Source organism: Halomonas profundus, from assembly GCF_020865425.1.
Taxonomy (GTDB): domain Bacteria; phylum Pseudomonadota; class Gammaproteobacteria; order Pseudomonadales; family Halomonadaceae; genus Vreelandella; species Vreelandella titanicae.
On sequence record NZ_CP086344.1, the window covers coordinates 3,922,344 to 3,946,357 of the forward strand.

Sequence of the window (24,014 nt, forward strand, 5' to 3'; positions counted from 1 at the left end):
CCCAATGCGGATTTGGGCCCTTGCTTGGCCAATCATCCTCTCCAATATCACCGTCCCACTGCTCGGGTTGGTGGATACCGCTGTTGTCGGGCACTTGCCCGACTCCCGCTACTTAGCCGGCGTTACCCTCGGCGCCACACTGTTTAGCTTCCTCTATTGGGGGTTTGGCTTTTTGCGCATGGGTACTACGGGGCTAGTCGCCCAAGCCATGGGGCGCGAGAGCGATACAGACGTGCGCAACCTGCTGGGGCAGTCGCTGATCATGGCGCTGGTGATTGGTAGCCTGCTGATTGTGTTTGCCTCGCCGCTGATTACGCTCGGTTTATGGCTCTTAGATGGTAGTGAAGTAGCGACCGATTTAGCCCGCGAGTACGCCCATATACGCCTCTGGTCTGCACCGGCGGTGCTCGCCAACTACGCCATTCTGGGCTGGTTTTTGGGCCAACAGAACTCCCGCGTTACGCTAATGATTCTACTGCTCACCAACAGCGTTAATATCGTGCTGGATTTATGGTTTGTGGTGGGTCTGGGAATGACCAGCAACGGCGTGGCCTGGGCGAGCGTAATCGCTGACTACAGTGCCCTAGCGTTTGGCAGCTACCTGGTGCTTCGCCAGCTAACCCGACTGGATGGCCATTTTTTGCGCGAGCGTCTGCTGGCACTCGCAGCTTACACAGCCCTGTTTAACGTCAACGCCAACCTATTTGTGCGCACCCTCGGCCTGCTGTTTGCCATGGCGTTCTTTACCGCTCAAGGCGCTCGCCAGGGCGACACAGTGCTTGCTGCCAACGCTGTGCTGCTACAATTTATCATGCTCACCAGCTACGCCCTGGACGGCTTTGCCCACGCTGCCGAATCACTGATTGGGCGCGCCTATGGCCGTCAGGATTGGCAGGAATTTGCCGCCACTGTGCGCGCCGCCGCGCGATTTTCATTATGGACGGCTGGCGCTGCCGCCCTGCTGTTCGCGCTGGGCGGCAATGCGCTCATAGCGCTGCTCACCGGCCTTGAAGAGGTGCGTGCAACTGCGGCGCAGTACTTGCCCTGGATGGTCGTCATGCCGCTGATTGCGGTATGGAGCTACCTCCTTGATGGGGTGTTTATTGGCACCACTGCGGTACGTGAAATGCGTAACAGTATCTTTATTGGCCTAGCCGCCTACCTGCCCATTTGGTGGTTAACCCAGGGATTGGGCAATCATGGGCTCTGGCTGGCGTTTATGCTGTTCACGCTGGTGCGCTCGGCGGTGCTGATCGTCTACTACTATTTTCACTACCATCGCCCCTACCGGTTAAACCATTAGCGTTAAAACAGGCGCAATTAACCTCAACTACGCTAACGTAAGATTAAGCGGGCAGCTTCAACGTGAAAATTTCCGTACTCACCCGTATATTAGCTATGCCGTTACACTTCCAAGACCTTGCTTAGCCACTTCCTAATAATGAATAAAGAGAGCATCCCATGCTTAAAATGATCTCAAAACCGGCGGTAAAGCTGGTGGAGCGCTATCTCCCCGACCCGTATATTTTCGTACTATTGCTGACGTTAATTGCCTCGGCCGCCGCAATCGCCATTGAGCGGCAAACACCGCTGGCAGTACTGCGCTTCTGGGGTGATGGCTTCTGGGGCTTGCTGACGTTCTCTATGCAGATGCTGCTGGTGCTGGTCACCGGTTTTATGCTGGCAAGCTCACCGCCAGTAAAACGCATTCTGCAGAAAATAGCCGGTACTGCTAAATCCCCTGGCGGTGCAATCATCCTAGTGACGCTGGTCTCATTGGCGGCCAGCTGGATTAACTGGGGGTTTGGCCTTGTGGTCGGCGCGCTATTTGCCAAAGAGCTGGCTCGGCTGATCCGCGTTGACTATCGGCTATTAGTGGCCAGTGCTTACTCAGGCTTTGTGGTGTGGCACGGCGGTTTGGCAGGCTCAATACCGCTAACCATCGCTACCGAAGGGCATTTTTCCGCCGATCAAATTGGAGTGATTGGTACCGGCTCTACGATTTTCGCCTTCTTCAACCTCGCTATTGTGGCCTGCCTATTTATTGCCATCCCACTGGTAAACCGCATGATGCTGCCGGATGAGAAGGATAGTGTCTATGTCGACCCAAATGTTCTGAATGAAGAGCCCGAGCCGGTTGGCCGCATTACTCGTCCTGCTGAACGCCTGGAAAATAGCTTTACCCTCGCCCTGCTGGTCGGTGTGCCGGGGCTGCTGTTCTTGCTTGATCACTTCCTGCTAAGGGGTGGTGGCTTAAACCTTAACGTCGTTAACTTTATGTTTCTGTTCCTAGCCATTGTGTTGCACCGCACGCCGCGTAATCTGCTCAATAGCCTGCACGAAGCTATTAAAGGCGGCGCAGGGATTGTCATCCAATTCCCATTTTACGCTGGCATCATGGCCATTATGGTGCAGTCCGGGCTAGCAGAGAGCATGTCCGAGTGGCTGGTCTCCTTTGCCACCACCAATACACTGCCGTTCTGGTCGTTTATCAGCGCGGGTATTGTCAACCTATTCGTCCCTTCCGGCGGCGGCCAGTGGGCAGTTCAGGCACCGGTGATGCTACCGGCTGCTCAGGCCTTAGGAGCTGATATTCCGCGGGTTGCCATGGCGGTGGCTTGGGGCGATGCCTGGACTAACCTGCTACAGCCCTTCTGGGCACTCCCGGTGCTCGCCATTGCGGGCCTAAAGGCGAAGGATATTATGGGCTTCTGCCTGATTCAGCTTTTTATCACCGGCATTATTATTTCCGTCGGTCTGGTATGGTTTTAAACAACCTCCAATGACTGCCCGTCGCTCCGTTTGCCCAGCATATGAGTAACGGGCAGCCGTTATTGGTCTCACGTAGGAGCAGGAGCACCGAATGACAGACGCCGAAATCAGCGCTAACGCTGCCCTGCCTGGGCAGCATGAACTCTCCATGACCGTATTGATGACGCCCGATATGGCGAATTTCAGCGGCAAAGTGCATGGTGGTGCAATTCTTAAAAAGCTCGATGAAGTCGCTTTTGCTTGCGCCAGCCGCTATTCGGGCCACTATGTGGTGACGCTGTCAGTGGATCAGGTGTTGTTTAAGCAGCCGATTCATGTCGGTGAGCTGGTCACCTTTCTAGCCAGTGTTAATCATGTTGGTCGCTCGTCGATGGAAGTGGGCATCAAGGTCGTGGCTGAAGATATTCGTAATAAGCTGATCCGTCATACCAACAGTTGCTACCTCACCATGGTAGCAGTGGACGCTGATGGTAAACCCGCTAGCGTACCGCCGCTCAAGTTGGCCACACCGCTCCAGGAACTGCGTTTTGAAAAGGCGGCACTGCGCAAAAAATTACGCAAACAGGCAGAAAAAGAGGAACTGCTGACCCAGCAGCATTACCAGTCCCAGGCACATTAAAGACCCAACGACAAGGAGTTCGTATGCCCGCCAGGGAACGCTATCCACACCTGCCTAAAGCGGTTGAATACGCCCATATTGGTTGGGATTTTTTTATTCTGACGCTAGTGGTGATTAATCTATCGCTACTGCTGTTTGATTCGCTGTTTCTGCTTGACCCTATTAACCAGGGCATCGCCAACCTCGCCCCCGGTTTTCACACCTTCTACGATGACGTGATTCATAGCCGTTTTATCACCATCGACCTGGTATTTGTCAGCTTTTTTATCGCCGACGTACTGCTGGGCTGGTCAATCGCGATTGCCGAGCGGCGCTACCACCGCTGGTTTTTCTACCCCTTCGTGCACTGGTACGATGTGCTGGGCTGCATTCCCCTCGCGGGCTTCCGACTACTGCGTATTTTACGCGTTGTATCGTTAATCAATCGGCTGCATCGCCTCGGCCTTATTGATGTTACCCACTGGTACATCTATCAATTTGTGGCCAAGTATTACGACATTCTGCTTGAGGAGCTTTCCGACCGCATCGCCCTGCGTCTATTGGGCAATGTACAGCAGCAGATACGCGCCAGCGATTCGCTGACCGAGCGCGTCATTGAACGTGTGATCATGCCCCGCAAAGCTCAGCTGATTCATGAGATCGCTCAGCGGCTGGAGAGCACTATCGGCAAAGCCTACCAGCACAACCGCCAATCCATTATGGCGGCAATCAGTGATTTAGTTAGCCGCACGCTACGGGAAAGCCCCGAGATTCAGCGCCTTAATCGCCTGCCCATGGGGCAGCAGGCCACCAGCGCGATGGAAGCATCACTCAGCGGCGTTGCTCAACGGCTAGTCGATGAGCTGCTGCTAGGCATTCATTCGGATGAGTTTAGGCAGTTAGTGGAGCGCACCGCCGACAGCGGCTTCGACACCTGGCTGACGGTTGACGAAGGCAGCAATCGGGTCACCGAGCAGGTGCTGTACGACGTCCTCGAAATGCTTAAAGACCAGGTGCGCCACCAGGGCTGGAAAGACCGCTACGAGTAATTCACAAAGTGACAGGGGCTAATGGGCGCTCGGTTAAACAGGCGGCGACGATACTCAATGCCTGAATCAGTTCACTGCGATCCGCCGCGGCCCCAACACATAGCCGAATCGCTTGGGGCGCTGGCGTGCTCCCGACACAAAAGGGCTCTGCGCTGCTGACCTTAACGCCCCGCTGCAGTAGCCGTTCACACAGCTCTACGGCCCGGCTCCCCTCTGGCAGCGCAAGCCATACATTGCTGCTGTGCGAACGCCCGCTTAAGGAAAAATCTTTTAGCCATTCGGCAGCCAACTGCTGACGCTCCGCGAGCTCCTGAGTTTGCCAGGTAAGTAATTTTTCCGCCGCGGGCTGATTAATCCAATGGCAAACCACATCGACCATTAGCGGTGGCACCATCCAACTCTGAGCGCGAAGGCCTGTCGCTAACCGCTCGTGCAAGCTTTTAGGCGCACGCAGTACGCCAATTCGTAGCCCACCCGCCAGCACTTTAGCGGTACTAAACACAAACAGCGTGCGCTCCGGCGCAAGCCTGTAAAGGGGTGTACCGCGCTGCTCAGCGGGTAGATACTGCACGCCATCTTCAATCAGCCAGATATCGTAGCGCCGTGCCAACGTTACCAGTCGCTCGCGGCGCGATTCGCTTAAACACGCGCCGGTGGGGTTGTTCTGTTCCGGCGTTAGATAAATCGCTCTAGGTGGCTGCCAGGCACACTGCGCCTCAAGCAGATCCATGCGCATCCCTTCACTGTCTTGACCAATGCCTACCAACTTTAGATGCCCCTGCTGCGCAGCGCTGATGGCACCGGGATAGGTCAAGGCATCAGCGGCCAACAGCTCGCCCGGCCTTAGCAAGGTGCTGAGCGCCAAACTAAGGCCATGCTGCCCACCCTGGGTAATGAGCAGCTCATCGGCCATCAGCGGCATACCCAAAGTATTTAACCAGCGAGCGAGTACTTCACGATGCTCATGACGCCCCTGGGCCTGTTGGTAAGTTACACCACGCGCTAATGCTGCCCCGGATTGACTTAAAGCGACCAGCGCTTCGCTCAACAGCGTCTGCCGCAACGGGTGGGGCGGTGGCAGGCTAAGGCTTAAATCGATCACACCGGCCGTTTCGTCAGCGGGAAACGTCAGGCTAAAAGCATTGTTTTGGTCTTGGCTCTTCACATAGGTGCCGCTACCCACCCGTGCCGACACCCAGCCATTGCGTTCAGCCTCAGCGTATCCCCGGGTTACCGTGCCAATGGTCACACCTAGCGCATCCGCCAAGCGGCGCTGGGGCGGCAATCGCTCCCCTGGCAGTAGTGTTCCCGCCTGGATAGCGGCTTCAATGGCACTGGCAATAGCGCGGTAGCGTGAACCAGAAAATTCAGCTAGCGAAGGCACCCACATTGTCATGGTGACAATAAAACCTTTGACGTCAATTTAAACCCCATTATGCTAGCAAAAGCGGCAACAAAACAATCCTTATCACCAAATTGTATGGATACAATAAATGAATAGCGAATGGGTAATCCTCGGTCCGGCCGCGCTCTATATGATGTCGATGACGCTTACCCCAGGGCCGAATAACGTTATGCTTACCGCCTCTGGCGCTAACTTCGGCTTTAGGCGTACGCTGCCGCATATGTGGGGGATTTTAGGCGGCTGCTTTTTGTTGTTTGCAGGTATAGCACTGGGCTTGGGCGTGCTGTTTGAACGCTACCCGGCGATTCAAACAGCACTGCGCTGGATAGGCAGCGCGTATTTGCTCTATTTGGCTTGGAAAATTGCCAGCGCCCCGCCGCCCAATCTTAAGGCGCAGACCCATAGCGTACCCTTCACGTTTTGGCAGGCAGCGGCGTTTCAGTTCGCCAATCCAAAAGCGTGGGTAATGGGGCTGGCACTGATGGCGGGTTTTCTACCCGAAAGCGGCCAACCGGTATTTAATGCGCTGCTACTGGCAGGTTTTGCGGAGATGGTGGCTCTGCCCTGCATTGCCTTATGGGCGGCTTTTGGCACAGCTATTGGGCAGTGGATCAAAAGCGACGGCGCATGGCGGGGGTTCAATATCACCATGGGATTATTGACCGCCGCCTGCGTTGTGCTGATTTTACGGTGACAAAACGTTAGCCACAGCGCAGATCTTCAATCATATCCTGATCGTCAAGATGCACATTCAAACGATCCGGGCGGTGATCCATGGTGGCCATATCACCAGGGCGAAGTACACGCACTTGTCGCGCACCGCTATCGCTTTGTAACTGTGCAGCGTTAGCCTCATCGAAAGGCTCACCGATAGCCGATTGAATCGCGTCTAAATCACAGGTGGCGGCGTACTCATCACTGGCGCCATTCGCCCCTACCGTTGGCGGCGGTGGCGCTGCGTCTACGTCATCGTTGGCAGGGGAAATCGGCATTTGCGAATTAACACAGGCTGTTAACAGCAGCGCACAGGCGCTAACAGCGGCAAACTTAGCCAAAGAAGTACAGGATTTCATCCTTGAATCTCCAAAAAGTAAGTTATGGGGATAGGCTATAAAACCCCACGGGCCAGGCGTTAGCCTAGCCCGTGGGATGCTACCATCTTTCATGCAACCTTAGCTTGCTGCATCCTGGACAGCTTGACCACCCTCTTCAACATCCTGGCCAGCGCCAGCAATAGTATTGCAACCCGTTAGAACGCCCGCTGTTATCAGCAGCATAAAGCTCATGGCTAATAATTTTTTCATTTTCCGTTCTCCTTAACGAATCATTCAACATCGGGAAACTCCACTGGCAGCGTAATTTGCCACTTGGGAGTTTTTTTAGGGTAACAGCGTTTTGGCAATCGCGCTCGCTTTCCCTACGTCGCTTTGCGGCGACTATACTAGCAATTACCTAAACCCTTGCCCGGAGCCTATCCTTTGATCAAATTCGAGCTGGATGAACGCCTTGCCGCCGACACCTTCCCCATCGCAGACCTTCCGCTAAGCCGCGTGCTATTAATGAATGACGCACGCTATCCCTGGGTGATTCTAGTACCGCGCCACGCCTCTATTAGCGAAGTATTTGAGCTTCCTGCTGACGACCAGCAGCAGCTGTGGCGGGAAGCCACTCAGCTAGGTGAAGCAATGAAAACAGCGCTTGAGGGGGACAAAATCAATATTGCCTCGCTAGGCAATGTGGTTAGCCAACTGCATGTACACGTTGTGCTTAGACGGCACAGCGATGCGACCTGGCCGGCACCGGTATGGGGCAATGGCAGCCCCGAACCCTACGACCTGGATGGCCAGGCGCAGTTACGGGATCAGTTACTGGCACTTATCGACGGGCTTGATATATAGACGACTTTTACCCCGTTAATGGGTGGCCTTGACGAGCAGGTGGCTCATTGAGGAGCGGCCCACTGGCAGGCTGTGCGACGCCCGCAACACTAAGCGAAATCCCTATTACTACTATCAGCGCACCACCGGCCAAGGCCACCCAGCCGGTGGCTTTTTGTACGCTGCGCTGGCTGTATTGCTGCTTGGATAAGCGCCGCTGCGCCCAGCCACGGGCAAAAATGCTCGCCAGGGCAAGCGCTGATACGGTTATCCCAGTGCCGATCGACATGGCCACTACCGATGCTACCCCCACCTCAAACTGACCCAGCAAGCTGGCTGCCCCCAGCATTAATACCGCCCCACTACAGGGACGCATACCAATAGCGCCGACCGTCATCATCGCCGTACGCCAATCTAACGTCTGATGCGGTTCAATATGGTGAGCACCACCGCAACAGTGGCTGTGGTCATGACCATGGCTATGTTCGTGGTTTGGATTATGTTCATGGTCTTGATTATGTTCATGGCCTGGGCTGTGCGAATGAGCCGCTCGCTCCGGCTGATAGGCTCGCCGCAACTGCTTGACGGCCCGCCAGCATAGCCACGCCCCTAACGCCGCCACCAGCAGAAAACTAACCTGCTCGACCCAGGCAACGCTACCCATGGCCTGCCGGGTTATCCAGCCTAGGCCGTAAACCAGCACAACGACCAGCGCAATGGCGGTCACGCCTTGCAGTAAGGAGGCAGCAAAAGAGAGCCCCAAGGCGCGCTTTACCGCACCGCCGTGGGAGGCTAAGTAGGTCGCCAAGACGGCTTTACCGTGCCCCGGCCCGGCGGCATGAAAGACGCCATAAGCGAAGCTAATGCCTAGCAGGCTCACCCAGGTCGCCATGGTGGGGGTGCGCGACAGTTCGGTAATCGCCAGCGTTAGCGAACGGTGCAGATCACGCTGCCAACCAAGTAGCTGATAGCTCACGCTCTGAAACCCGCCTTGCCAAACGATGATGAGCACTGCTGCGGCTAGCAGCAGACCCAGCATTAACCCTAATTGACGTGTAAAGGGCCGTGTTAAAAACATTTAACCGCTCCACCGAAAAAGCTGTTATAAAGTAACAAGGCCATAAAATAGCACGGCTCTGCCTGTTTTCGAACAGCGCCTAGCGACAATCAACTTGACCGGTTTCGGCAAAATAGCGCCCCAAGCCGGGCTCACCACTCTCATCTTTATCGAGCAGCGCCGCTTGCATCACCAACTCAGGGTCGGGATCCGCGGGGAGAATAGACAACTCACAGACAGGCTCACCGTGAAGTATCAGTGCATCATCCCGTGGCTGGCCACCTTCCTCCTCGTGCACCACTTCGATGTAGTAGGTGGGGTCAAACACTTGGTAGCTAAGCATGGCATCTGTCAGCGGTTGGGGCGCTTCCAGCGGCAGGATAAACATAAAGGTAAGCCGCCCATCCCGCTCCATGGCGGTATATTCGCTTACCTCACCCAACGCCTGGTGTTCACCATTAATACTCACTTCGGTTAAATAGTGCTGCGCGGCGAGATTATCGCGAATCTCTTTGCCAAGCTGATCCAGCCCCTCCTCTAGACTGGCGTTTTCCACCTGCTGTAGTTCTTCAAAAACGACCAGGCTGTAGAAGGGATCCATCCGCCAGGTTTGATGCAGGCCACTCACCATGCCCTGATCATCGGTGATGACCCGCACACTCAGGTCGATCCAGCCGTGAGGGTGGGCACGGGCATCGGGGCTGACCACAAAGCCACTCATACCCAAGCAAACGGCTACTGCGGTACCCGCCCACTTCATGGCGCGATACCTAATTTATGTTGCAAGGCGACAAGCCAAGGGTCGAGCAAATAGGGCGGCAAGGGCTGACTTCCCTTCAGCGCCGACACACTAACGCGGCTGCCCCTGCCCTCTTCGCTTACCTGCAGTTGCAGGCGATACTCCGGCCAGCGGGCAAGGGATGCCTCGGCGCGCCCCAACGACAGATCCGCATGGCGTACCACATAGCCCTGCTCCACCATCAATTCCACGGCTTCGCGGAAGGTTTCCTCTGCAGAGGTAGCGTAAACCAGTTCACGGGGTTCCAAAGGCGTTGTCGTCGCGCAGCCAACCAATCCACCCAGTAGCCCGATTAACAACCAGTGGCGCATTCTCATAACGGCCTCCCGGTCGCAGGGACGGTTTGCGTAAAACTGGTTTGAAAGCGCTGACAGAAATCGTCGTTGCTGGCACTGTAGGATTCACGCAGATCACCCCAGTGATCGAAGCGGCGAATATCTCGGGATATACGTATATGCGTGTCGTCCACCAATAGCGATACACGCTCCACCTCCACCGGCTGCTGGCCCACGCCACCGCCATAACCAATCCCCCCGATGCCAAAACCGACACCGGAACCACCGCGGCCTATGCCCACACCACCAAACAGGCGCATTCCACGCCCATAGCTGTAGGCATCGTCGTAAGGATCATAATAGCCGTGCAGTGGCCGTTCGCGGCTGGCGCTGATCAAGCCCAGGGAAGTATCGGTAGAGTTCAGGGTAAACCCCCACTCGGTGAGCACCTCAACGCTGGTTTCCAGCGCCCGCTCATGGGTGGCGGGGAAATAGCACGAAGCCGCTGGCGCTGGTTCCGCTTGGGGCAGACGGTCAGGAACCACTTGGCAGCCAGCAAGTACCAGCAGACAGGTTAAGCTTATGGGTATCGACTTCATGTTAGTCCCTCTAAATGGGCGAGGCCGCTGGTTTGGCGCAGGCTAGCGCGCTAAGCTCGCCAAAGGTGGTCATACTTAACTGACATTGTAGGGTAATGAAGACACCGTATTGAAGACACCGTTTTGCGGAGATCGTGCTAATGAATGTTTTGCTTTGCCCCGACAGCTTCAAAGATGCACTAAGCGCCCAAGACGCCGCAACTGCCATGGCGCGAGGCGTGCAGCGCGCTGCACCTGAGGCGCACGTTCAAGTCTGCCCTTTAGCGGACGGCGGCGAAGGCAGTCTAGACGCACTCATCGCCGCTACTGGTGCCGAGCGGCGCCAGCTAAACGTTCAAGATGCCCTGGGCCGCCCTCGTCAAGCAGCCTGGGGATGGCTGAGCGACCAGCGTACCGCGTTTATTGAGCTGGCTGAAGCCAGCGGATTACAGCACTTAGCGGCCGACGAGCGTAATGCGCTACACACCTCTACCTTTGGGGTGGGTGAACTACTGCTGGCGGCACTGGATCAAGGTGCAGAAAAAGCGCTGCTGCTGCTTGGCGGCAGCGCCACCAATGACGGCGGCGCAGGCATGCTGCAGGCACTGGGCGCGCGCTTTTTAGATCAACACGGCGAACCGCTTCCCCCCGGCGGCGCGGCGCTTAACCAATTGGCTAGCTTAGAACTCGATGGGCTAGACCCGCGGTTAGCCAAGTTTAGCCTGGAAGCCGCCGTTGATGTGGACAACCCGCTGCTAGGCGAACGTGGTGCCAGCGCGGTATTTGGCCCGCAAAAAGGTGCATCACCTGAAGAAGTCGAGCAGTTGGATCGTGCGCTGGGTCACTTCGGCGATATCAGCGCTCATGCATTAGGCGATGATTATCGAACGCTGCCGGGTGCAGGGGCCGCGGGCGGCATGGGGTTTGCGGCCAAGGCTTTTTTAAATGCCACACTAAAGCCCGGCATTGAGATGATTATGCAGCAGGCCGACATGGCGATGCTCTTGGCCAAAGCAGATCTAGTGATTACCGGCGAAGGCCGTTTGGATGGGCAGAGCCTGGCGGGAAAAACGCCCATTGGCGTTTCCCGTGCCGCCAAACGTCTCCACAAACCCGTTATCGTGCTGGCGGGCAGCCTAGGCGATGGTTGGCAAGCCTGTTTTGATGAAGGCGTCACCGCCGCTTTCGCGTTAGCCGATGGCCCCATGACGTTAGCTGACGCACTACCGCGCACCGCTGAACTACTGGAAGCGCGCTGTGAAAGCCTGCTTCGGCTGTGGGCGCACAGACCTTGAAATGTATGTAGACCTTGAAAAAAGCGCTCAACGCCAGCATCTAATAAATCAGCAAAGGGTAACGGCAGTGGCTTAATGTCGAAGCATCAATGACAAAGCGCTAATTTCAAAGATCTAATGCCCAAGCTCTATGGCAGCGATGCAAAAAACTTGTTTTGCACCGCCCCAAAGACACCCTATTCTGGAAGCACGCATCAACCGCCGCCTACTGTGGCATAAAGAGGAAGCAGGATATGACTGACACCAACAGCATTGGCCTACACGAAGGTAGCGCTAGTCAACTCGCCGAAAAGCTAAACCACCTGCTGGCCAACTACCAAATTTTCTATATGAACGTGCGCGGCTACCACTGGAATGTTCGTGGTAACGATTTTTTTGAACTGCACGCCAAGTTTGAAGAGTTTTACACCGACCTGCTGACCAAAGTGGACGAGGTTGCCGAGCGCATCCTGACCCTGGGTCACAAGCCGGTACACGCCTACAGCGACTACGTAACGCTGTCGCGCATTCAGGAAGATAAAGACGTTCACGATGGCTCCACCTGCGTCAAAGGTGTGCTGAAAGGCTACCAGACCATCATTGAGCTTCAGCGTGAACTGCTGGCACTCGCCTCTGACGCCGACGATGAAGGCACCGCGGCGCAAGCCGGTGACTACATTCGCGAGCAGGAAAAAACCATCTGGATGCTCAATGCCTATTTAAGCAAGTAAGCGTCATCTTTTGATGTCAGAACGGCACCGTCTTGAACTGCACCCCAAAAGTTGGACGCTCATCCAACGATTGGGGTGTTTTTCATGACGAAACATAATGAAGCGTTCAAGTTACTAGTAGTGCAACGCTACGCAGAAGGACAGCAGGGTTACAAGAGTCTGGCCAGACAGTACGGTCTTGGCCCTACAACCGTCAGGCGTTGGGTTAAACACTTTGAACAGCATGGTCTAAGTGGCTTGCAGAAAAAGTTCACCCACTACAGCGCTGAGTTCAAATTAGCGGTGTTGCAACAGATGAGGCAAGAGGAGCTATCAGCCTTACAAGCGACGACTCTGTTCGATATTCGAGGTGGTACGAGCGTCGTACGACAGTGGGAAAGCCAGTATCATGAAGGAGGCTTCCAAGCGTTGGAGCCTAAAGCCCGAGGACGTCCGACGAAGATGCCTACAACAGAGCCCCCAAAGCCCCCACTTCCACTGACGGATAAGAGCTCGCTGGAGCAGCTGCTCCAAGAGAATGAGTACTTGCGTGCTGAGGTGGCCTACCTAAAAAAGTTGAGGGCCTTGCGTCAGGCAAAAGAACAAGCCGCGCAGAAAAAGCGCAGATAGTCCTTGAGCTGAAGCAAGGCCACCCTTTGGCGGTGCTGCTAAAAGTAGCAGAATTGTCGCGTAGTACGTTCTATTATCAGGCAAGGGCTCAGCAGTTGGAAGATCGGCATGCTGGTCTGAAGCGACGCATTCACGTCCTCTACGAGCATCACAAAGGCCGCTACGGTTATCGCCGAATCACAGCAGCGTTGCGTCAGTCGGGCGAGCAGGTCAACCATAAGACAGTCCAGCGCCTAATGCAGCATCTAGGCTTGAAGTCGCTGGTACGCCCGAAGAAATACCGCTCCTATCGTGGACAACAGGCCAGTGTTCCCAATCTTCTTGCCCGCCAGTTTCATGCTGAACGACCCAACCAAAAGTGGGTAACCGACGTCACGGAGTTTAATATCCGAGGCGAAAAGCTGTACTTGTCGCCTGTGATGGATCTCTACAACGGGGAAATCGTGTCCTACTCAATGCAGAAACAGCCGCAGTACTCGCTGGTAGGGGGGATGCTCAAGAAAGCCTTGGCTAAGTTGGCCGACCAAGACGCGCCTTTACTGCATTCTGATCAAGGCTGGCAATATCAGATGTCAGCTTACCGGCGTAAGCTCAGCGAGCATGGCGTGATTCAGAGCATGTCACGTAAAGGCAATTGCCTGGATAATGCCGCAATGGAGAGCTTCTTTGGTACGCTGAAGTCAGAATATTTTTACCTGAACCGCTTTGACACCATTGAGCAATTACAGGCGGGCATTCGGCACTATATCCATTACTACAATCACGAGCGGATTAAGACCAAATTAAAAGGCCTGAGTCCGGTGCAGTACCGAAATCAGGCCTTGGCTGCTTAGTTTTTCACTGTCCAAGTTTATGGGGTCAGTTCAGTCTAGGTGCCGTTTTTGTCTTCGCGTAGGAGAACTAGCGCTGCTCGGCAAGATCTTCAATCAGCGCACGCAGCATTGACCAAAACTCCTCCACAGAGGCGATCTCTACCCGCTCATCCGGCGAATGGGCGCCGCGAATCAGCGGGCCAAAAGAGATCATATCCAAATGCGGGTATTTGCCGCCAAGAATGCCGCACTCGAGCCCCGCGTGAATGACCTTCACCTCCGGCTCGCGGCCCAGCAGCGCCGCATGGCGGGCTTTAAAAGTCGCCAATAGCTCGCCATTCGGATTAGGCGCCCAGCCTGGGTAGCTGTTCTCAACTTTTACCCGTGCGCCAATCAATCCAAACAGCGCTTGAAAGCGATCCGCCATGGCCACCACAGCACTGTCGTGCAGTGAGCGTACCAGTGAGCAGAGATGTAACCGCCCATTCTCCAGGCTTAGCACGCCCAGGTTATTAGAGGTTTCCACTACGCCTGGTACGTCCGCACTCATTCGCTCGACACCGCAGGGGGCCGCGTGAAGCGCGGCCAGCAGCATAACGCTGGCGTCCAAGGTTAGCGGCTCCGCGTCGGGTATCTCAGTCAGACGTTGGGCGCTAATTTTAAGGCCGCTGTCGCCACTGCCTAACTCTCTTAACAGAATCGTTTCCAGCCCGGCGATAGACACCATGGCTGCATCCACTTCATCGGCGGGCAGTGCCACCTGGGCAAAGGCTTCCCGGGGAATCGCATTGCGCAAGGTGCCGCCTTGGTAGCTAATCAAGCGCGCATCAAACGCCTCAAGGGAGCGCAGCACTCTAACCAACAACCGGTTGGCGTTACCCAGCGGCTTATGGATATCCGCGCCGGAGTGGCCACCCTTCAGGCCGGTCAAGACGATTTCGATCACCCGTTCGTGGTCGCCAGCGGCGGCACTGGGCAGTTGGGCATCGACTTCAACGTCGGCCCCGCCCGCACAGCCAATATAGACCTGCCCCCGATCTTCGCTATCCAGGTTGAGTAGCAGCGAACCTTCGAGCCAATTTTCAGCCAGGTTCAGAGCGCCGCCCATGGAGGTCTCTTCTTCCAAGGTGAATAGCGCTTCCAACGGCCCGTGGCGTAAATCAGGGTCTTCCAGCACGGCGAGAATCGCCGCCACGCCCAATCCGTTGTCTGCGCCCAAAGTGGTGCCATCGGCGTGCAGCCAGCCGTCGGCCACATAGGTACTGACCGGGTCGCGGGTAAAGTCGTGAGCATGATCGCTGTTGGCCTGGGCCACCATGTCCAGGTGGCCCTGGAGTACCACGCCGGGCGCCTGTTCGCAGCCGGGAGAGGCTGGCTTAAGCAGGCGTAAATTACCGAAGGTATCCCGGTCGTGGGCGAGGCCTTGGGCATCGGCCCAGCTTTCGAGGGTAGCGACGAGTGCCGCCTCATGCCCAGAGGGGCGCGGCGTATTACAAAGCGTTCGAAAGTGGCGCCAAACCAAGGAGGGCTCAAGCGCGTCAAGATGTGCGTTCATAAAGACTCTTCGTTATCGGTAACCGATCTACTTTACCTCAATGAGGCTGTTGACAGCGAGGCGCAGGGATTTCACTGCGTCGTTATGAGCATCCGCCAGAGCGATATTTTGGAACGCCCAGGCAGATAATTGTTGATGTGCCTGCTGTTGTGTCTCAGTTAAAGCGCGGTGGCTGGCTACGCGGGCCAAGGCTTGCAGAGCCGAGCGGGCAAGAGCGGGGTCGCGATGGGCGGTCGCTACGTCCTCGATATCCTGCCACTCGCGGCCACTCAGTGGCATGCTTGGCATTTGAGCGAGCAGCACTACGAGCACTGCTGCGGGTAGCGCCTTGAGTTCAAAAGCCAGCAGAGCTGGGAGCGCCGTCTGGAAGCGCTCACTAAGATCAGCAAGCACCGCCTCGCCCTCTGAATTCAACGCTTTAGCCACCATGACAGCGAACTCCCCGGTGGATGTCTCCCGAGTAATCCCTAAGCGTACCGGCGTAAAACCCAGCGCCAGCCAAAAGCGCAGCAGTGACGCTTCAGCGCCGAAGGTCGCGCCATAAAGTGCGGCACCTTGCTGTTTGGCAGCGGCCATATCTTCACCTAGCAACGCTTGGCCCAAGCCCTGGCGCCGTCGCTCGGGGTGGGTAGCGATACGTACCACTCGACGCCAGCGGGCAGTCAATGCCTCACGGCTACCGGCATGGGTTGCCAACGATTGCGCCAACAAATGCCCCTGGGGACGTCGTTCACCGCGGGCGACCCGGTCGGCAAGAGTGGCCTCAAAGCCGCCCTCTTCACGGGTGACCAACACCGCTTGAGGTTCACCTGCCTGCTCAATCATGCGTAGCTGAGCACCCGGGCTGTCAAGCAGTTGGCGCAGGTCATTGGGAGAGGTGCGGTAGTGCGACTGTACCAGCAGCCCAAACAGCTTCTCCAACATAGCGTCTTGATGGGCGAGGCGAGCTCGATCAATCACCTTGGTTGCCACTGCGCTGCCATCCGTCTGAGCGCTGGGCAGCGGTGCTTTTAACAACAGCAGTTGATTGACCAGAGCTTCCAACGGGTCGCCGCTGCGCCAGCGGATCGGTGCGTTAAGCGTTAGCGCTTTCCACTGGGGCGTCAGGCGATCAAGGGTCGCGCGAAAGCGCAAGGCGAAGCCTCTTCCCGACCCCTCATAGCCGTGCACCGTGGTGGCAAAAGCAATACGCGGAAAGACCGCGAGCCACTGGCCCAACAGTGCAGCGGGAATCGCCGCCGCCTCATCGACCATTAGATGACTGCCATCACCGCCCTGCTGCTGAGCGTTAACCTGCTCGGTGAGCACATCCGGGGGTAAAAAAATCAGTTCGCTGCCCTCGGCCAACACAAAGTGGCCGGTAGCGACACGACGGCCGTCCGGGCAGAGTGCCGCTACCCGCTCGAACACGCTCTCCACCGCACTCAGCCGCGGCGCGGTGAGCACTACTCGTTGGGCTTTGTGGGTCAGCAGCCGAGCACAGGCAATGCCCAGCGCGGCGCTTTTGCCGCGCCCACGATCAGCGGTTATTACCAACGGGCGGCGGCGCTTTAAGCCAACCAGCTGTGTCACTGCGTAGGCTTGGTCTGAGGTCAGGCAGTCGCTATCGCCACTTGCGGCTTCATCTGCTTTGCGCACAGGCAGTCGAGGTAGATACAGCGTCTGGTCAGCTCGCCAGCGCACTACCTGAGGCGAGGCCTGCAACTGACGCGCCAAGCGCGCCAGGTAGTGGCAGCTCAGCTCTGACCAGTGCCAGGGATGATCAGCAAAACGTGCGTAGTCTGGATCTGGTGACTCTCCCCACGGCTGCGGGGTGAGCAATACCAGCAAACCACCGGCGGTGAGCGTTCCCGCCAGCGCCCCCAAGGCTTCGGGATCAAACCCGGTGCTGTGGGTGTCGAGCACTACCAATTGGTGCTCTGCGCCCAGGCGCGTGCGCGCCTTGCGTGGCGAAAGGTGTTCGCTCCCCACCCATAACGGCGCACTCCAGGGGTGGGCTTGCCATAAAGCCTGCGCAAGGGATTGGCACTGCTCGGCATCGCCGCTTAGCCACACAAGCTGGCGCCAGCGGCGGCGGGCCAAACGCTGCGCATGATGAACCAACGCCGCCACCATCCGCGCTTGCGGTTTATTTTCTAGCACATGGATATTTAACAAATGATTTCCTGCTCCAGCGCGACTGCTTCCCATCACGTTACCCTATTAAGTGTGTAAGTGTGCCGCTAAGCCTCTTATGGAGCACCTTATGCTTACAACTTTGGTTGAATAATTTAACTCCTTTCAACGTTCTTGAGCGACGCAACTACTCATCCCGACGCCGAAAAAACAACATAACTATTTGTTTTAATTAAACCAACAGGGTTTTCCCATAAAAACCAACGGCTGAAATCTCTTACATTACTGATATTGCACTGCAGCGGGGTTGTTGTGCTAATTTAGCTCTGCAGCGCTAAAACCCATGTTTACGTAAACGTAACCCAGCAGCGCTGCACTTTCCTGCATCCAGGTACCCAACACTAATAACGCCACGCGCCAAACCAGGAAATACATCATGAAAACAATGAACAAATTTGCCCTCACCGGCCTTGCCGCTGGTATTGCCTTCGCTGCCTTAACGACCACCGCCCAAGCACAAGAAGAGTGGACAATGACCAGCACCTGGCCGGAAAACCTTGACCTGATCAAGATTGACCAGCACTGGGTGGAACTGGTCAATCAATTGGCGGGAGAAGAGCTACAGATCAATTTCCGCGCAGGCGGTACGCTGATGCCCGGCACAGAAGTATTTGACGCCACCGAAACGGGCAGCATTGAAGCCGCAGGCGACTGGCCGGGCTATTGGGCCGGCTTGAACCCCGCTTTTTCACCACTGGCCACGACCACCAGCCTGTTTAATGGCGTTGATTACCTTAACTGGATCCAGCAGTGGGGCGGCCGCGAGCTGTACGAAGAGATCTACGGCCAGTTCAACATGGTTTATCTGCCTTACGGCATTACCAACAATGAGTCGGGCTTTATGGGCCGCACCCCGATTGAAAGCATTGCCGACCTGGAAGGCAAGCGTCTGCGCCTTTCGGGCCGCGACCAGGGCCGCGTACTCGAAGAGCTGGGCGGCTCGCAAGTCACTCTGGCGGGTGGTGAAGTCTACCAAGCCATTGAACGCGGCGTTATCGATGCGGGTGAATTCTCCACCCCTGGCGTTGATTTCAATGCCGGTTTTGCCGAAGTGGCGGACTACTGGGCAACCCCCGGTTGGCACCAGTCTGCCAGCGTATTTGGCGTAATGATCAATAAAGACGCCTGGGACGCCCTCTCAGAAGAGACCCAAGAGACTCTGCGTATTGCGGCGGATGCCACCATGGCATGGTCACTAGCCTGGTCTGAGCGCCAGTCGACCGAAGCCACACAGAAGTTCATCGACGCAGGCGTCACGATCAATCAGTTCTCTGAAGAAGATTTGGCGCGCATTCAGGAAGTCACCAACGAAGTGATTCTGCGCGGTGCTTGCGAATCTGCTGACCACGCTAAAGTCTACCAGTCGATGATTGCCTACCTTGAGCACTACGCAACCTGGCGCGATGTTTCCGCTCCTTTCAACATGAGTCGCGTGATGGATAACCTGCCCTCACTGGAAGAGATCGAAGCCTGCCTGTAAGGCGCTTCTGTGCCGCCTTGGTGTTTGCCAGGGCGGTTTTTTTGTGCTGACCGCGGAGATCTTCCATGAATGCGATTGCCAAGGCGATCGATGCCATCAATGAAGCTTTTGGGCGTGTCATCGCTCCATTGATTGCCATCATTACCCTGATTGTTCTTTATGACATTGCGTCACGTTTTCTGTTTGGGCGCCCTAGCGACTGGGCATTTGACGTGACCAAAATGCTGTTTGGCGCCCACTTTATGCTAATGGCGGCCTATGGGCTCAAACATCATGCCCACGTGGAAGTCGATATATTAAAACGTCTGCTGTCGCGCAAAAAGCAAGCGGTGCTTGAAGTGCTTGGTTACCTGATTTTCTTTGTCCCCTTTATCTGGATGCTGATCACCCTGGGCTGGAGCTTCTTTGAACGCGCCTGGAGCCGCGGTGAAACCACCTATGGCATGGTCTCAATCCCGGTCTACCCGATCAAAGGGGTGATTGTGGTCGCCGCTATCCTGATTCTGCTGCAGGCAATTGCCATTGTGCTGCGTGCCATCATGCAGCTTCGTGAGGAGGCATCAGCATGAACCTAAGTCCTGAAGTACTCACGCTGGTGATGTTTGGCGGCCTGATGGTGGGGCTGTTTATGGGCCACCCGTTGGCGTTTGTGCTAGGCGGTGTAGCCGTTATCGGTGCCTTTCTTGGCCCCGGCGAGCGCATTCTCGGCACCCTGATCAACAATATTTTCGGTAACGCCATGGATAACTATGTCCTGGTCGCGATACCGCTATTCATATTGATGGCGAGGTTCTTAAACGACTCTGGTGTTACTGAGAAGATGTTTGACGCCATGCGCCTATTGCTGGCCAACCTGCGCGGTGGCTTGGCGCTTACCGTGGTCATTGTGTCGGTGCTGCTAGCGGCTACCACCGGTATTGTTGGCGCTTCAATTGCGGTAATGGGCATGATTGCTCTGGTGCCGATGCTCAAGTATGGCTACAACAAAGAGCTGAGCGCAGGCGTTATTATGGCCAGCGGCTGCTTAGGCATCTTGATTCCGCCCAGCATCATGCTCATTCTGATGGCCAGCTACTCACCGGTTTCCGTGGGCGCACTGTTTGCTGGCGCGCTGATTCCCGGCCTGCTACTTGGGGTCATGTATGCACTCTACGTACTGATCATCTGCTACATCAAACCGCACTATGGCCCTAAGGTACCAGCCGAAGAACGCGCCGAAGTCAGCACTAAACAACTGTTGATCATGCTGGCGAAGTACGTGCTTCCCCCCATGTCGTTGATCCTGGGCGTGCTGGGTGCGCTGTTTACGGGTATCGCCACCGCCACTGAAGCATCCGCTATCGGCGTCTTTATCGCCTTTATCCTGTTTATGATCTTCGGCGACCGCAAAATCAGCACCTGCTTCTGGACGATGATAGAGGCGGGCAAGACCACCACCATGGTCATGCTGGTACTCGTCGGTGCTACTGCCTTTACCGGTGTGTTCTCGCGCGGTGGCGGCATGACCGTGATTAGCGACCTTGTGCTGGCAATGCCTGGCGGCACCATTGGGGCACTGATCCTGATGCTGTTCCTGGTATTTATCCTGGGCATGTTCCTGGATTGGACCGGCATCGTACTGCTGAGCTTCCCGATCATGCTACCCATCGTCGAAACCATGGGCGTGGATATGCTCTGGTTCGTGGTGATGGTGGCGGTAGTACTGCAGACATCGTTCCTGACCCCGCCCTTTGGCTATGCGCTGTTCTACTTAAAAGGCGTGGCACCACCTGGGGTCGAAATCGTCGATCTGTACAAAGCGGTCGTGCCTTTCGTCGCCTTGATTCTGCTGGCCTGTACGCTAATGGCGTTCTTCCCGTGGTTGATTACCGGCCTGCCTAGAATGCTGTTGGGCGGTTACTAGGCCCTCTGAACTTAAAGCTTAACGTCCAACCATTATGGCCCGCTTCGGCGGGCTTTTTTGCACCACCTACCCGCCTGCAAAGCTGCAGCAGCGCAGCGCCAGTGCTACTATTCACGCCCGTCACTATTTCGTATTGAGTTTCGCATTAAGTGTGCTGCGCTACTTTCCGGCTTTCTATTACTGCTTTTAGTCAAGGCAAGGAGTGTTCGCTTGCTCAGATCCAGCTATCGCGGGCTATTCGCCTTCTCCTCTTCACTTAGCCGTCGCGCTAGCCCCTGGTCGATTGCCCTGATAGCAGTGGCATTCGTAGTGGCGCTGCCTGTGCTGGTGGTATTTGCCCATATCGCAATGCCCACCGATGGCGTTTGGCAACACTTGGCCAGCACCGTACTTGGCCGTTATTTGAACAACACCTTCTGGCTCGTTGTGACCGTAGGACTCGGCACGCTTATCATCGGTACCGGGACGGCCTGGCTGGTGGTCATGTGCCGCTTTCCCGGCAAGCGGCTATTCGAGTGGGCGCTACTGCTGCCGTTAGCAGTACCCACCTACGTTATCGCCTACGCTTACACCGACTTTCTCCAATTTGCTGGGCCGTTACAAAGCCTACTACGCGAGACATTTGGCTGGGCGTATGGCGACTACTACTTTCCCAATATTCGCTCCCTTGGTGGCGCCGCGACGGTGATTACCCTGGTGCTTTACCCCTATGTCTACCTGCTGGCCCGCGCCTCGTTTTTAGAGCAGTCGGTCTGCGTGTTGGATGTGGGCCGCACTCTTGGCCGCGGCCCCTGGAAACTGTTTGCCAGTATCGCCGTACCGTTGGCACGCCCGGCGCTGGTGGGTGGGGTATCGCTGGTTCTGATGGAAACACTTAACGAGTTTGGGGCGGTTCAGTTCTTCGGCGTGGATACCTTTACCACCGGCATCTACCGCACCTGGTTTGGCATGGGTGAACAAGTAGCGGCGGCGCAGCTGGCGGCGTGCCTGCTCACCTTCGTGATTGTGCTAGTGCTGCTGGAACGCTGGTCACGGGGTAAGCGCCGCTACTTCCACACCACCAATCGCTATCAGCAGTTGCCCGAGTACGCGCTGCACGGCTGGCGCGCTGCTGCGGCGACACTAGCCTGCTTGGTGCCGGTGCTGGTGGGTTTTTTACTGCCCAGCGGCATTCTGCTCAATCTAGCCCTGCAAGGGGGCGATTCGCTCTGGGGCTCGCGATTTATTGGCTACGCCTGGAACAGTCTGGGGTTGGCAACAGTGGCTGCGCTAATCGCCGTGGGCTTGGCCGTTGTGCTGAGCTACGGCGTACGCATGCACGATACGACGTTTGCGCGGGTGGCTTCTCGCGTAGCCTCTATGGGCTACGCGATTCCCGGTTCAGTAGTCGCGGTGGGTATTCTGATTCCGTTTGCCTGGTTGGATAACGCCCTCAACACCTGGCTGAATAATCACTATGGCTACATCGTTGGCCTGGTCTTCAGTGGGTCGGCGTTTATTTTGCTATACGCCTACGTCGTGCGCTTTTTAGCTGTCTCGTTCAATGCCGTTGAGGCGAGCTTAGGCAAAGTGACCCCCAGCATGGATGCCGCCTCGCGCACCCTGGGTCAAACGGCGGGGGGCACGCTGCGCCATATTCATACACCAATGATGCGCAGCAGCCTGTTGGCGGCGGGAATTTTGGTCTTCGTTGACGTCATGAAGGAACTGCCCGCGACGATTATTCTGCGCCCCTTCAACTTCGACACCCTGGCCGTGCGGGCGCATAATCTCGCCTCTGACGAGCGATTGGCCGAAGCATCGACCTCGTCATTGGCAATTGTGGTAGTGGGCATCCTGCCGGTCATTCTGCTTAGCATGGCCATGCGCCGCTCACGTCCCGGCGCTCAGTCGTAAAAGCTAAATGCCAAGCACTAATTGCTAGGCCACAAGGGGAAAAACAAATACCTGTGAAAGGTCGAGGTGGATATCCACCGGCTGCCCCTCCGCGGGTAAAAACACCCCAGGTACGCGGGCGTGCAGGTGGGCCTCAAGGCCGTTTCCACCATGGGCACACAGGTGTAGCAGGCTGGTGCGCCCCAGCAGCTTCGCCATTACCACATGGCTATGGCGGTGCTCATCCGCAGGCAGTTCACGCTCAACAATACGCAGCGCCTCAGGGCGAATCATGACCTGGGCGTCGCTGCCTTCCGCTAGCCCACCGGCCGGCACCCGCCCCACGGGCGTGTTAACCGCGCCGTTATGCACCTTGCCCTGTAGTTCATTGACGTCGCCAAAAAAGGTCACGACAAAAGGGTCTTGAGGTGAGCAGTAAAGCTCTCGCGGCGTTCCCGTTTGCACGATCCGGCCATCCCGCATTAGCGCGATGCGATCGGCCATAAACATGGCCTCTTCGGGGTCATGGGTCACCAGCAACGTCGCCGCGCCGACTTTTTTAAGCACGTGCAGCGTATCGTCGCGGATTCGGTCTCGCAGCCGCGCATCAAGGCTTGAAAACGGTTCATCCAACAGCATTAAGCGCGGAGATGGCGCCAGCGCCCGTGCCAGGGCCACCCGCTGCTGCTGCCCCCCTGAAAGCATATGCGGGTAAACATCGATATACGCAGCCATACCCAACTGCTCAAGCAGTTTGGCCGCCCGCTCCCGACGCTCGCGAGAAGCTAAATGTTTAAGTCCAAAGGTGACATTTTCCAAAACGGTTAAGTGGGGGAAAAGTGCCGAGTCTTGAAACGCCAGCCCGACATTGCGTTTCTCCGGCGGCACGTGACGCTGGCCCGGGCCTGCAATATAAATATCCTCTAAGTAAACGTTGCCCTCTTGCAGCACTTCAAGGCCCGCAGCGATACGCAGCAGCGTTGTTTTGCCACAACCAGAGGGCCCCAATAGGCAGACCACCTCACCTGGAGCAACGCTTAAGTCCACCCCTTTGACGACCGTATGGCCATCATAAGCGTGGCGTACATTACGCAGGGTTAACGCCGAAGAGCCAGGCGCTGCTTCAGCAGCCCTTCTTTCAGTTACCTTTAGAGTTGCCGTCATAAATCACCGCTATTAATTAGCACTGT

At 56.3% G+C, this 24,014-nt stretch carries 23 protein-coding genes; 13 read left to right on the forward strand and 10 right to left on the reverse strand.

Translation table 11 applies throughout. The annotated features are described in order from the left end of the window. The first annotated feature begins 4 nt into the window (after positions 1–4). From LMS44_RS17965 to LMS44_RS17980, 4 genes are all read left to right on the forward strand, one after another. Positions 5–1,303 carry an MATE family efflux transporter gene (locus LMS44_RS17965; RefSeq protein ID WP_022522077.1) on the forward strand — a complete coding sequence of 433 codons (1,299 nt, stop codon included), beginning with the start codon at positions 5–7 and terminating at the stop codon, positions 1,301–1,303. A gap of 158 nt (positions 1,304–1,461) precedes the next feature. Further along, on the forward strand, positions 1,462–2,772 hold the full coding sequence (locus tag LMS44_RS17970; protein WP_022522076.1) for a short-chain fatty acid transporter: 1,311 nt from the start codon (positions 1,462–1,464) through the stop codon (positions 2,770–2,772). A gap of 91 nt (positions 2,773–2,863) precedes the next feature. Beyond that, the gene (locus LMS44_RS17975; RefSeq protein ID WP_009287460.1) at positions 2,864–3,391 is read left to right on the forward strand and encodes an acyl-CoA thioesterase; all 528 of its coding nucleotides are present in this window, start codon (positions 2,864–2,866) and stop codon (positions 3,389–3,391) included. A 23-nt stretch (positions 3,392–3,414) separates the two neighbouring features. Beyond that, a complete protein-coding gene (locus tag LMS44_RS17980) occupies positions 3,415–4,419 on the forward strand; it encodes a hypothetical protein (protein WP_009287461.1) in 1,005 nt (334 codons plus the stop codon). Position 4,420: 1 nt separating this feature from the next. Here LMS44_RS17980 and LMS44_RS17985 read toward each other — a convergent pair whose 3' ends face one another. Beyond that, positions 4,421–5,815, reverse strand: coding sequence for an aminotransferase-like domain-containing protein (locus tag LMS44_RS17985; RefSeq protein WP_278370583.1), 1,395 nt, complete (start codon positions 5,813–5,815; stop codon positions 4,421–4,423). A 97-nt stretch (positions 5,816–5,912) separates the two neighbouring features. Between LMS44_RS17985 and LMS44_RS17990 the strand changes: the two genes are divergently transcribed. Then, positions 5,913–6,518, forward strand: a complete 606-nt coding sequence (locus LMS44_RS17990; RefSeq protein ID WP_022522075.1) for a LysE family translocator — start codon at positions 5,913–5,915, stop codon at positions 6,516–6,518. Between the two features lie 7 nt (positions 6,519–6,525). Here LMS44_RS17990 and LMS44_RS17995 read toward each other — a convergent pair whose 3' ends face one another. Both LMS44_RS17995 and LMS44_RS18000 read right to left on the reverse strand, forming a co-directional pair. Further along, positions 6,526–6,897, reverse strand: coding sequence for an I78 family peptidase inhibitor (locus LMS44_RS17995; protein WP_278370582.1), 372 nt, complete (start codon positions 6,895–6,897; stop codon positions 6,526–6,528). 99 nt (positions 6,898–6,996) lie between these two features. Then, positions 6,997–7,128: an entericidin A/B family lipoprotein gene (locus LMS44_RS18000; RefSeq protein ID WP_053856985.1), complete on the reverse strand. Its 132-nt coding sequence runs from the start codon at positions 7,126–7,128 to the stop codon at positions 6,997–6,999. A 174-nt stretch (positions 7,129–7,302) separates the two neighbouring features. On the opposite strand from LMS44_RS18000, the gene LMS44_RS18005 reads away from it, so the two are divergent. Then, a complete protein-coding gene (locus LMS44_RS18005; protein WP_027958625.1) occupies positions 7,303–7,722 on the forward strand; it encodes an HIT domain-containing protein in 420 nt (139 codons plus the stop codon). Positions 7,723–7,729: 7 nt separating this feature from the next. Here LMS44_RS18005 and LMS44_RS18010 read toward each other — a convergent pair whose 3' ends face one another. The 4 genes from LMS44_RS18010 to LMS44_RS18025 all read right to left on the reverse strand — a co-directional run bounded on the left by LMS44_RS18010 (position 7,730) and on the right by LMS44_RS18025 (position 10,431). Beyond that, a complete protein-coding gene (locus LMS44_RS18010; RefSeq protein ID WP_278370581.1) occupies positions 7,730–8,779 on the reverse strand; it encodes a nickel/cobalt transporter in 1,050 nt (349 codons plus the stop codon). Positions 8,780–8,858: 79 nt separating this feature from the next. After that, entirely contained in the window at positions 8,859–9,518 is a 660-nt protein-coding gene (locus LMS44_RS18015) for a DUF1007 family protein (RefSeq protein ID WP_022522071.1), read from the reverse strand. Continuing rightward, positions 9,515–9,874, reverse strand: coding sequence for a hypothetical protein (locus LMS44_RS18020; protein ID WP_278370580.1), 360 nt, complete (start codon positions 9,872–9,874; stop codon positions 9,515–9,517). Before LMS44_RS18020 ends, LMS44_RS18015 begins: the two co-directional genes overlap by 4 nt. Further along, entirely contained in the window at positions 9,871–10,431 is a 561-nt protein-coding gene (locus LMS44_RS18025; protein WP_022522069.1) for a hypothetical protein, read from the reverse strand. Before LMS44_RS18025 ends, LMS44_RS18020 begins: the two co-directional genes overlap by 4 nt. Before the next feature lie 140 nt (positions 10,432–10,571). Between LMS44_RS18025 and LMS44_RS18030 the strand changes: the two genes are divergently transcribed. From LMS44_RS18030 to LMS44_RS18040, 3 genes are all read left to right on the forward strand, one after another. Continuing rightward, the gene (locus LMS44_RS18030) at positions 10,572–11,705 is read left to right on the forward strand and encodes a glycerate kinase (RefSeq protein WP_476488485.1); all 1,134 of its coding nucleotides are present in this window, start codon (positions 10,572–10,574) and stop codon (positions 11,703–11,705) included. Positions 11,706–11,938: 233 nt separating this feature from the next. After that, the gene (locus LMS44_RS18035) at positions 11,939–12,415 is read left to right on the forward strand and encodes a Dps family protein (RefSeq protein WP_476488486.1); all 477 of its coding nucleotides are present in this window, start codon (positions 11,939–11,941) and stop codon (positions 12,413–12,415) included. Positions 12,416–12,499: 84 nt separating this feature from the next. Next, positions 12,500–13,857 (forward strand): IS3 family transposase gene (locus LMS44_RS18040; RefSeq protein ID WP_223827930.1). Its coding sequence is split into 2 segments (ribosomal slippage): positions 12,500–12,979 and positions 12,982–13,857, totalling 1,356 coding nucleotides; the frame shifts between segments, so codons are not numbered across the junction. A 67-nt stretch (positions 13,858–13,924) separates the two neighbouring features. Here LMS44_RS18040 and LMS44_RS18045 read toward each other — a convergent pair. Together LMS44_RS18045 and LMS44_RS18050 are read right to left on the reverse strand one after the other, a co-directional pair. Then, the gene (locus LMS44_RS18045; protein WP_498945926.1) at positions 13,925–15,391 is read right to left on the reverse strand and encodes an aminoacyl-histidine dipeptidase; all 1,467 of its coding nucleotides are present in this window, start codon (positions 15,389–15,391) and stop codon (positions 13,925–13,927) included. Between the two features lie 27 nt (positions 15,392–15,418). Next, complete coding sequence (locus tag LMS44_RS18050; protein WP_498947303.1) at positions 15,419–17,506, reverse strand: tRNA(Met) cytidine acetyltransferase TmcA; 2,088 nt, start codon at positions 17,504–17,506, stop codon at positions 15,419–15,421. A 436-nt stretch (positions 17,507–17,942) separates the two neighbouring features. Between LMS44_RS18050 and dctP the strand changes: the two genes are divergently transcribed. From dctP to LMS44_RS18070, 4 genes are all read left to right on the forward strand, one after another. Continuing rightward, complete coding sequence (dctP, locus tag LMS44_RS18055; protein WP_009288576.1) at positions 17,943–19,046, forward strand: TRAP transporter substrate-binding protein DctP; 1,104 nt, start codon at positions 17,943–17,945, stop codon at positions 19,044–19,046. A gap of 65 nt (positions 19,047–19,111) precedes the next feature. Beyond that, positions 19,112–19,615: a TRAP transporter small permease subunit gene (locus tag LMS44_RS18060; protein ID WP_138799844.1), complete on the forward strand. Its 504-nt coding sequence runs from the start codon at positions 19,112–19,114 to the stop codon at positions 19,613–19,615. Beyond that, complete coding sequence (locus LMS44_RS18065; RefSeq protein WP_476488488.1) at positions 19,612–20,949, forward strand: TRAP transporter large permease; 1,338 nt, start codon at positions 19,612–19,614, stop codon at positions 20,947–20,949. The genes LMS44_RS18060 and LMS44_RS18065 overlap by 4 nt, the downstream gene beginning before the upstream one ends. 210 nt (positions 20,950–21,159) lie before the next feature. Further along, positions 21,160–22,845, forward strand: coding sequence for an ABC transporter permease (locus LMS44_RS18070; RefSeq protein ID WP_476488489.1), 1,686 nt, complete (start codon positions 21,160–21,162; stop codon positions 22,843–22,845). Between the two features lie 24 nt (positions 22,846–22,869). Here LMS44_RS18070 and LMS44_RS18075 read toward each other — a convergent pair whose 3' ends face one another. Further along, positions 22,870–23,988: an ABC transporter ATP-binding protein gene (locus tag LMS44_RS18075; RefSeq protein ID WP_039860811.1), complete on the reverse strand. Its 1,119-nt coding sequence runs from the start codon at positions 23,986–23,988 to the stop codon at positions 22,870–22,872. Between the last annotated feature and the right edge of the window lie 26 nt (positions 23,989–24,014).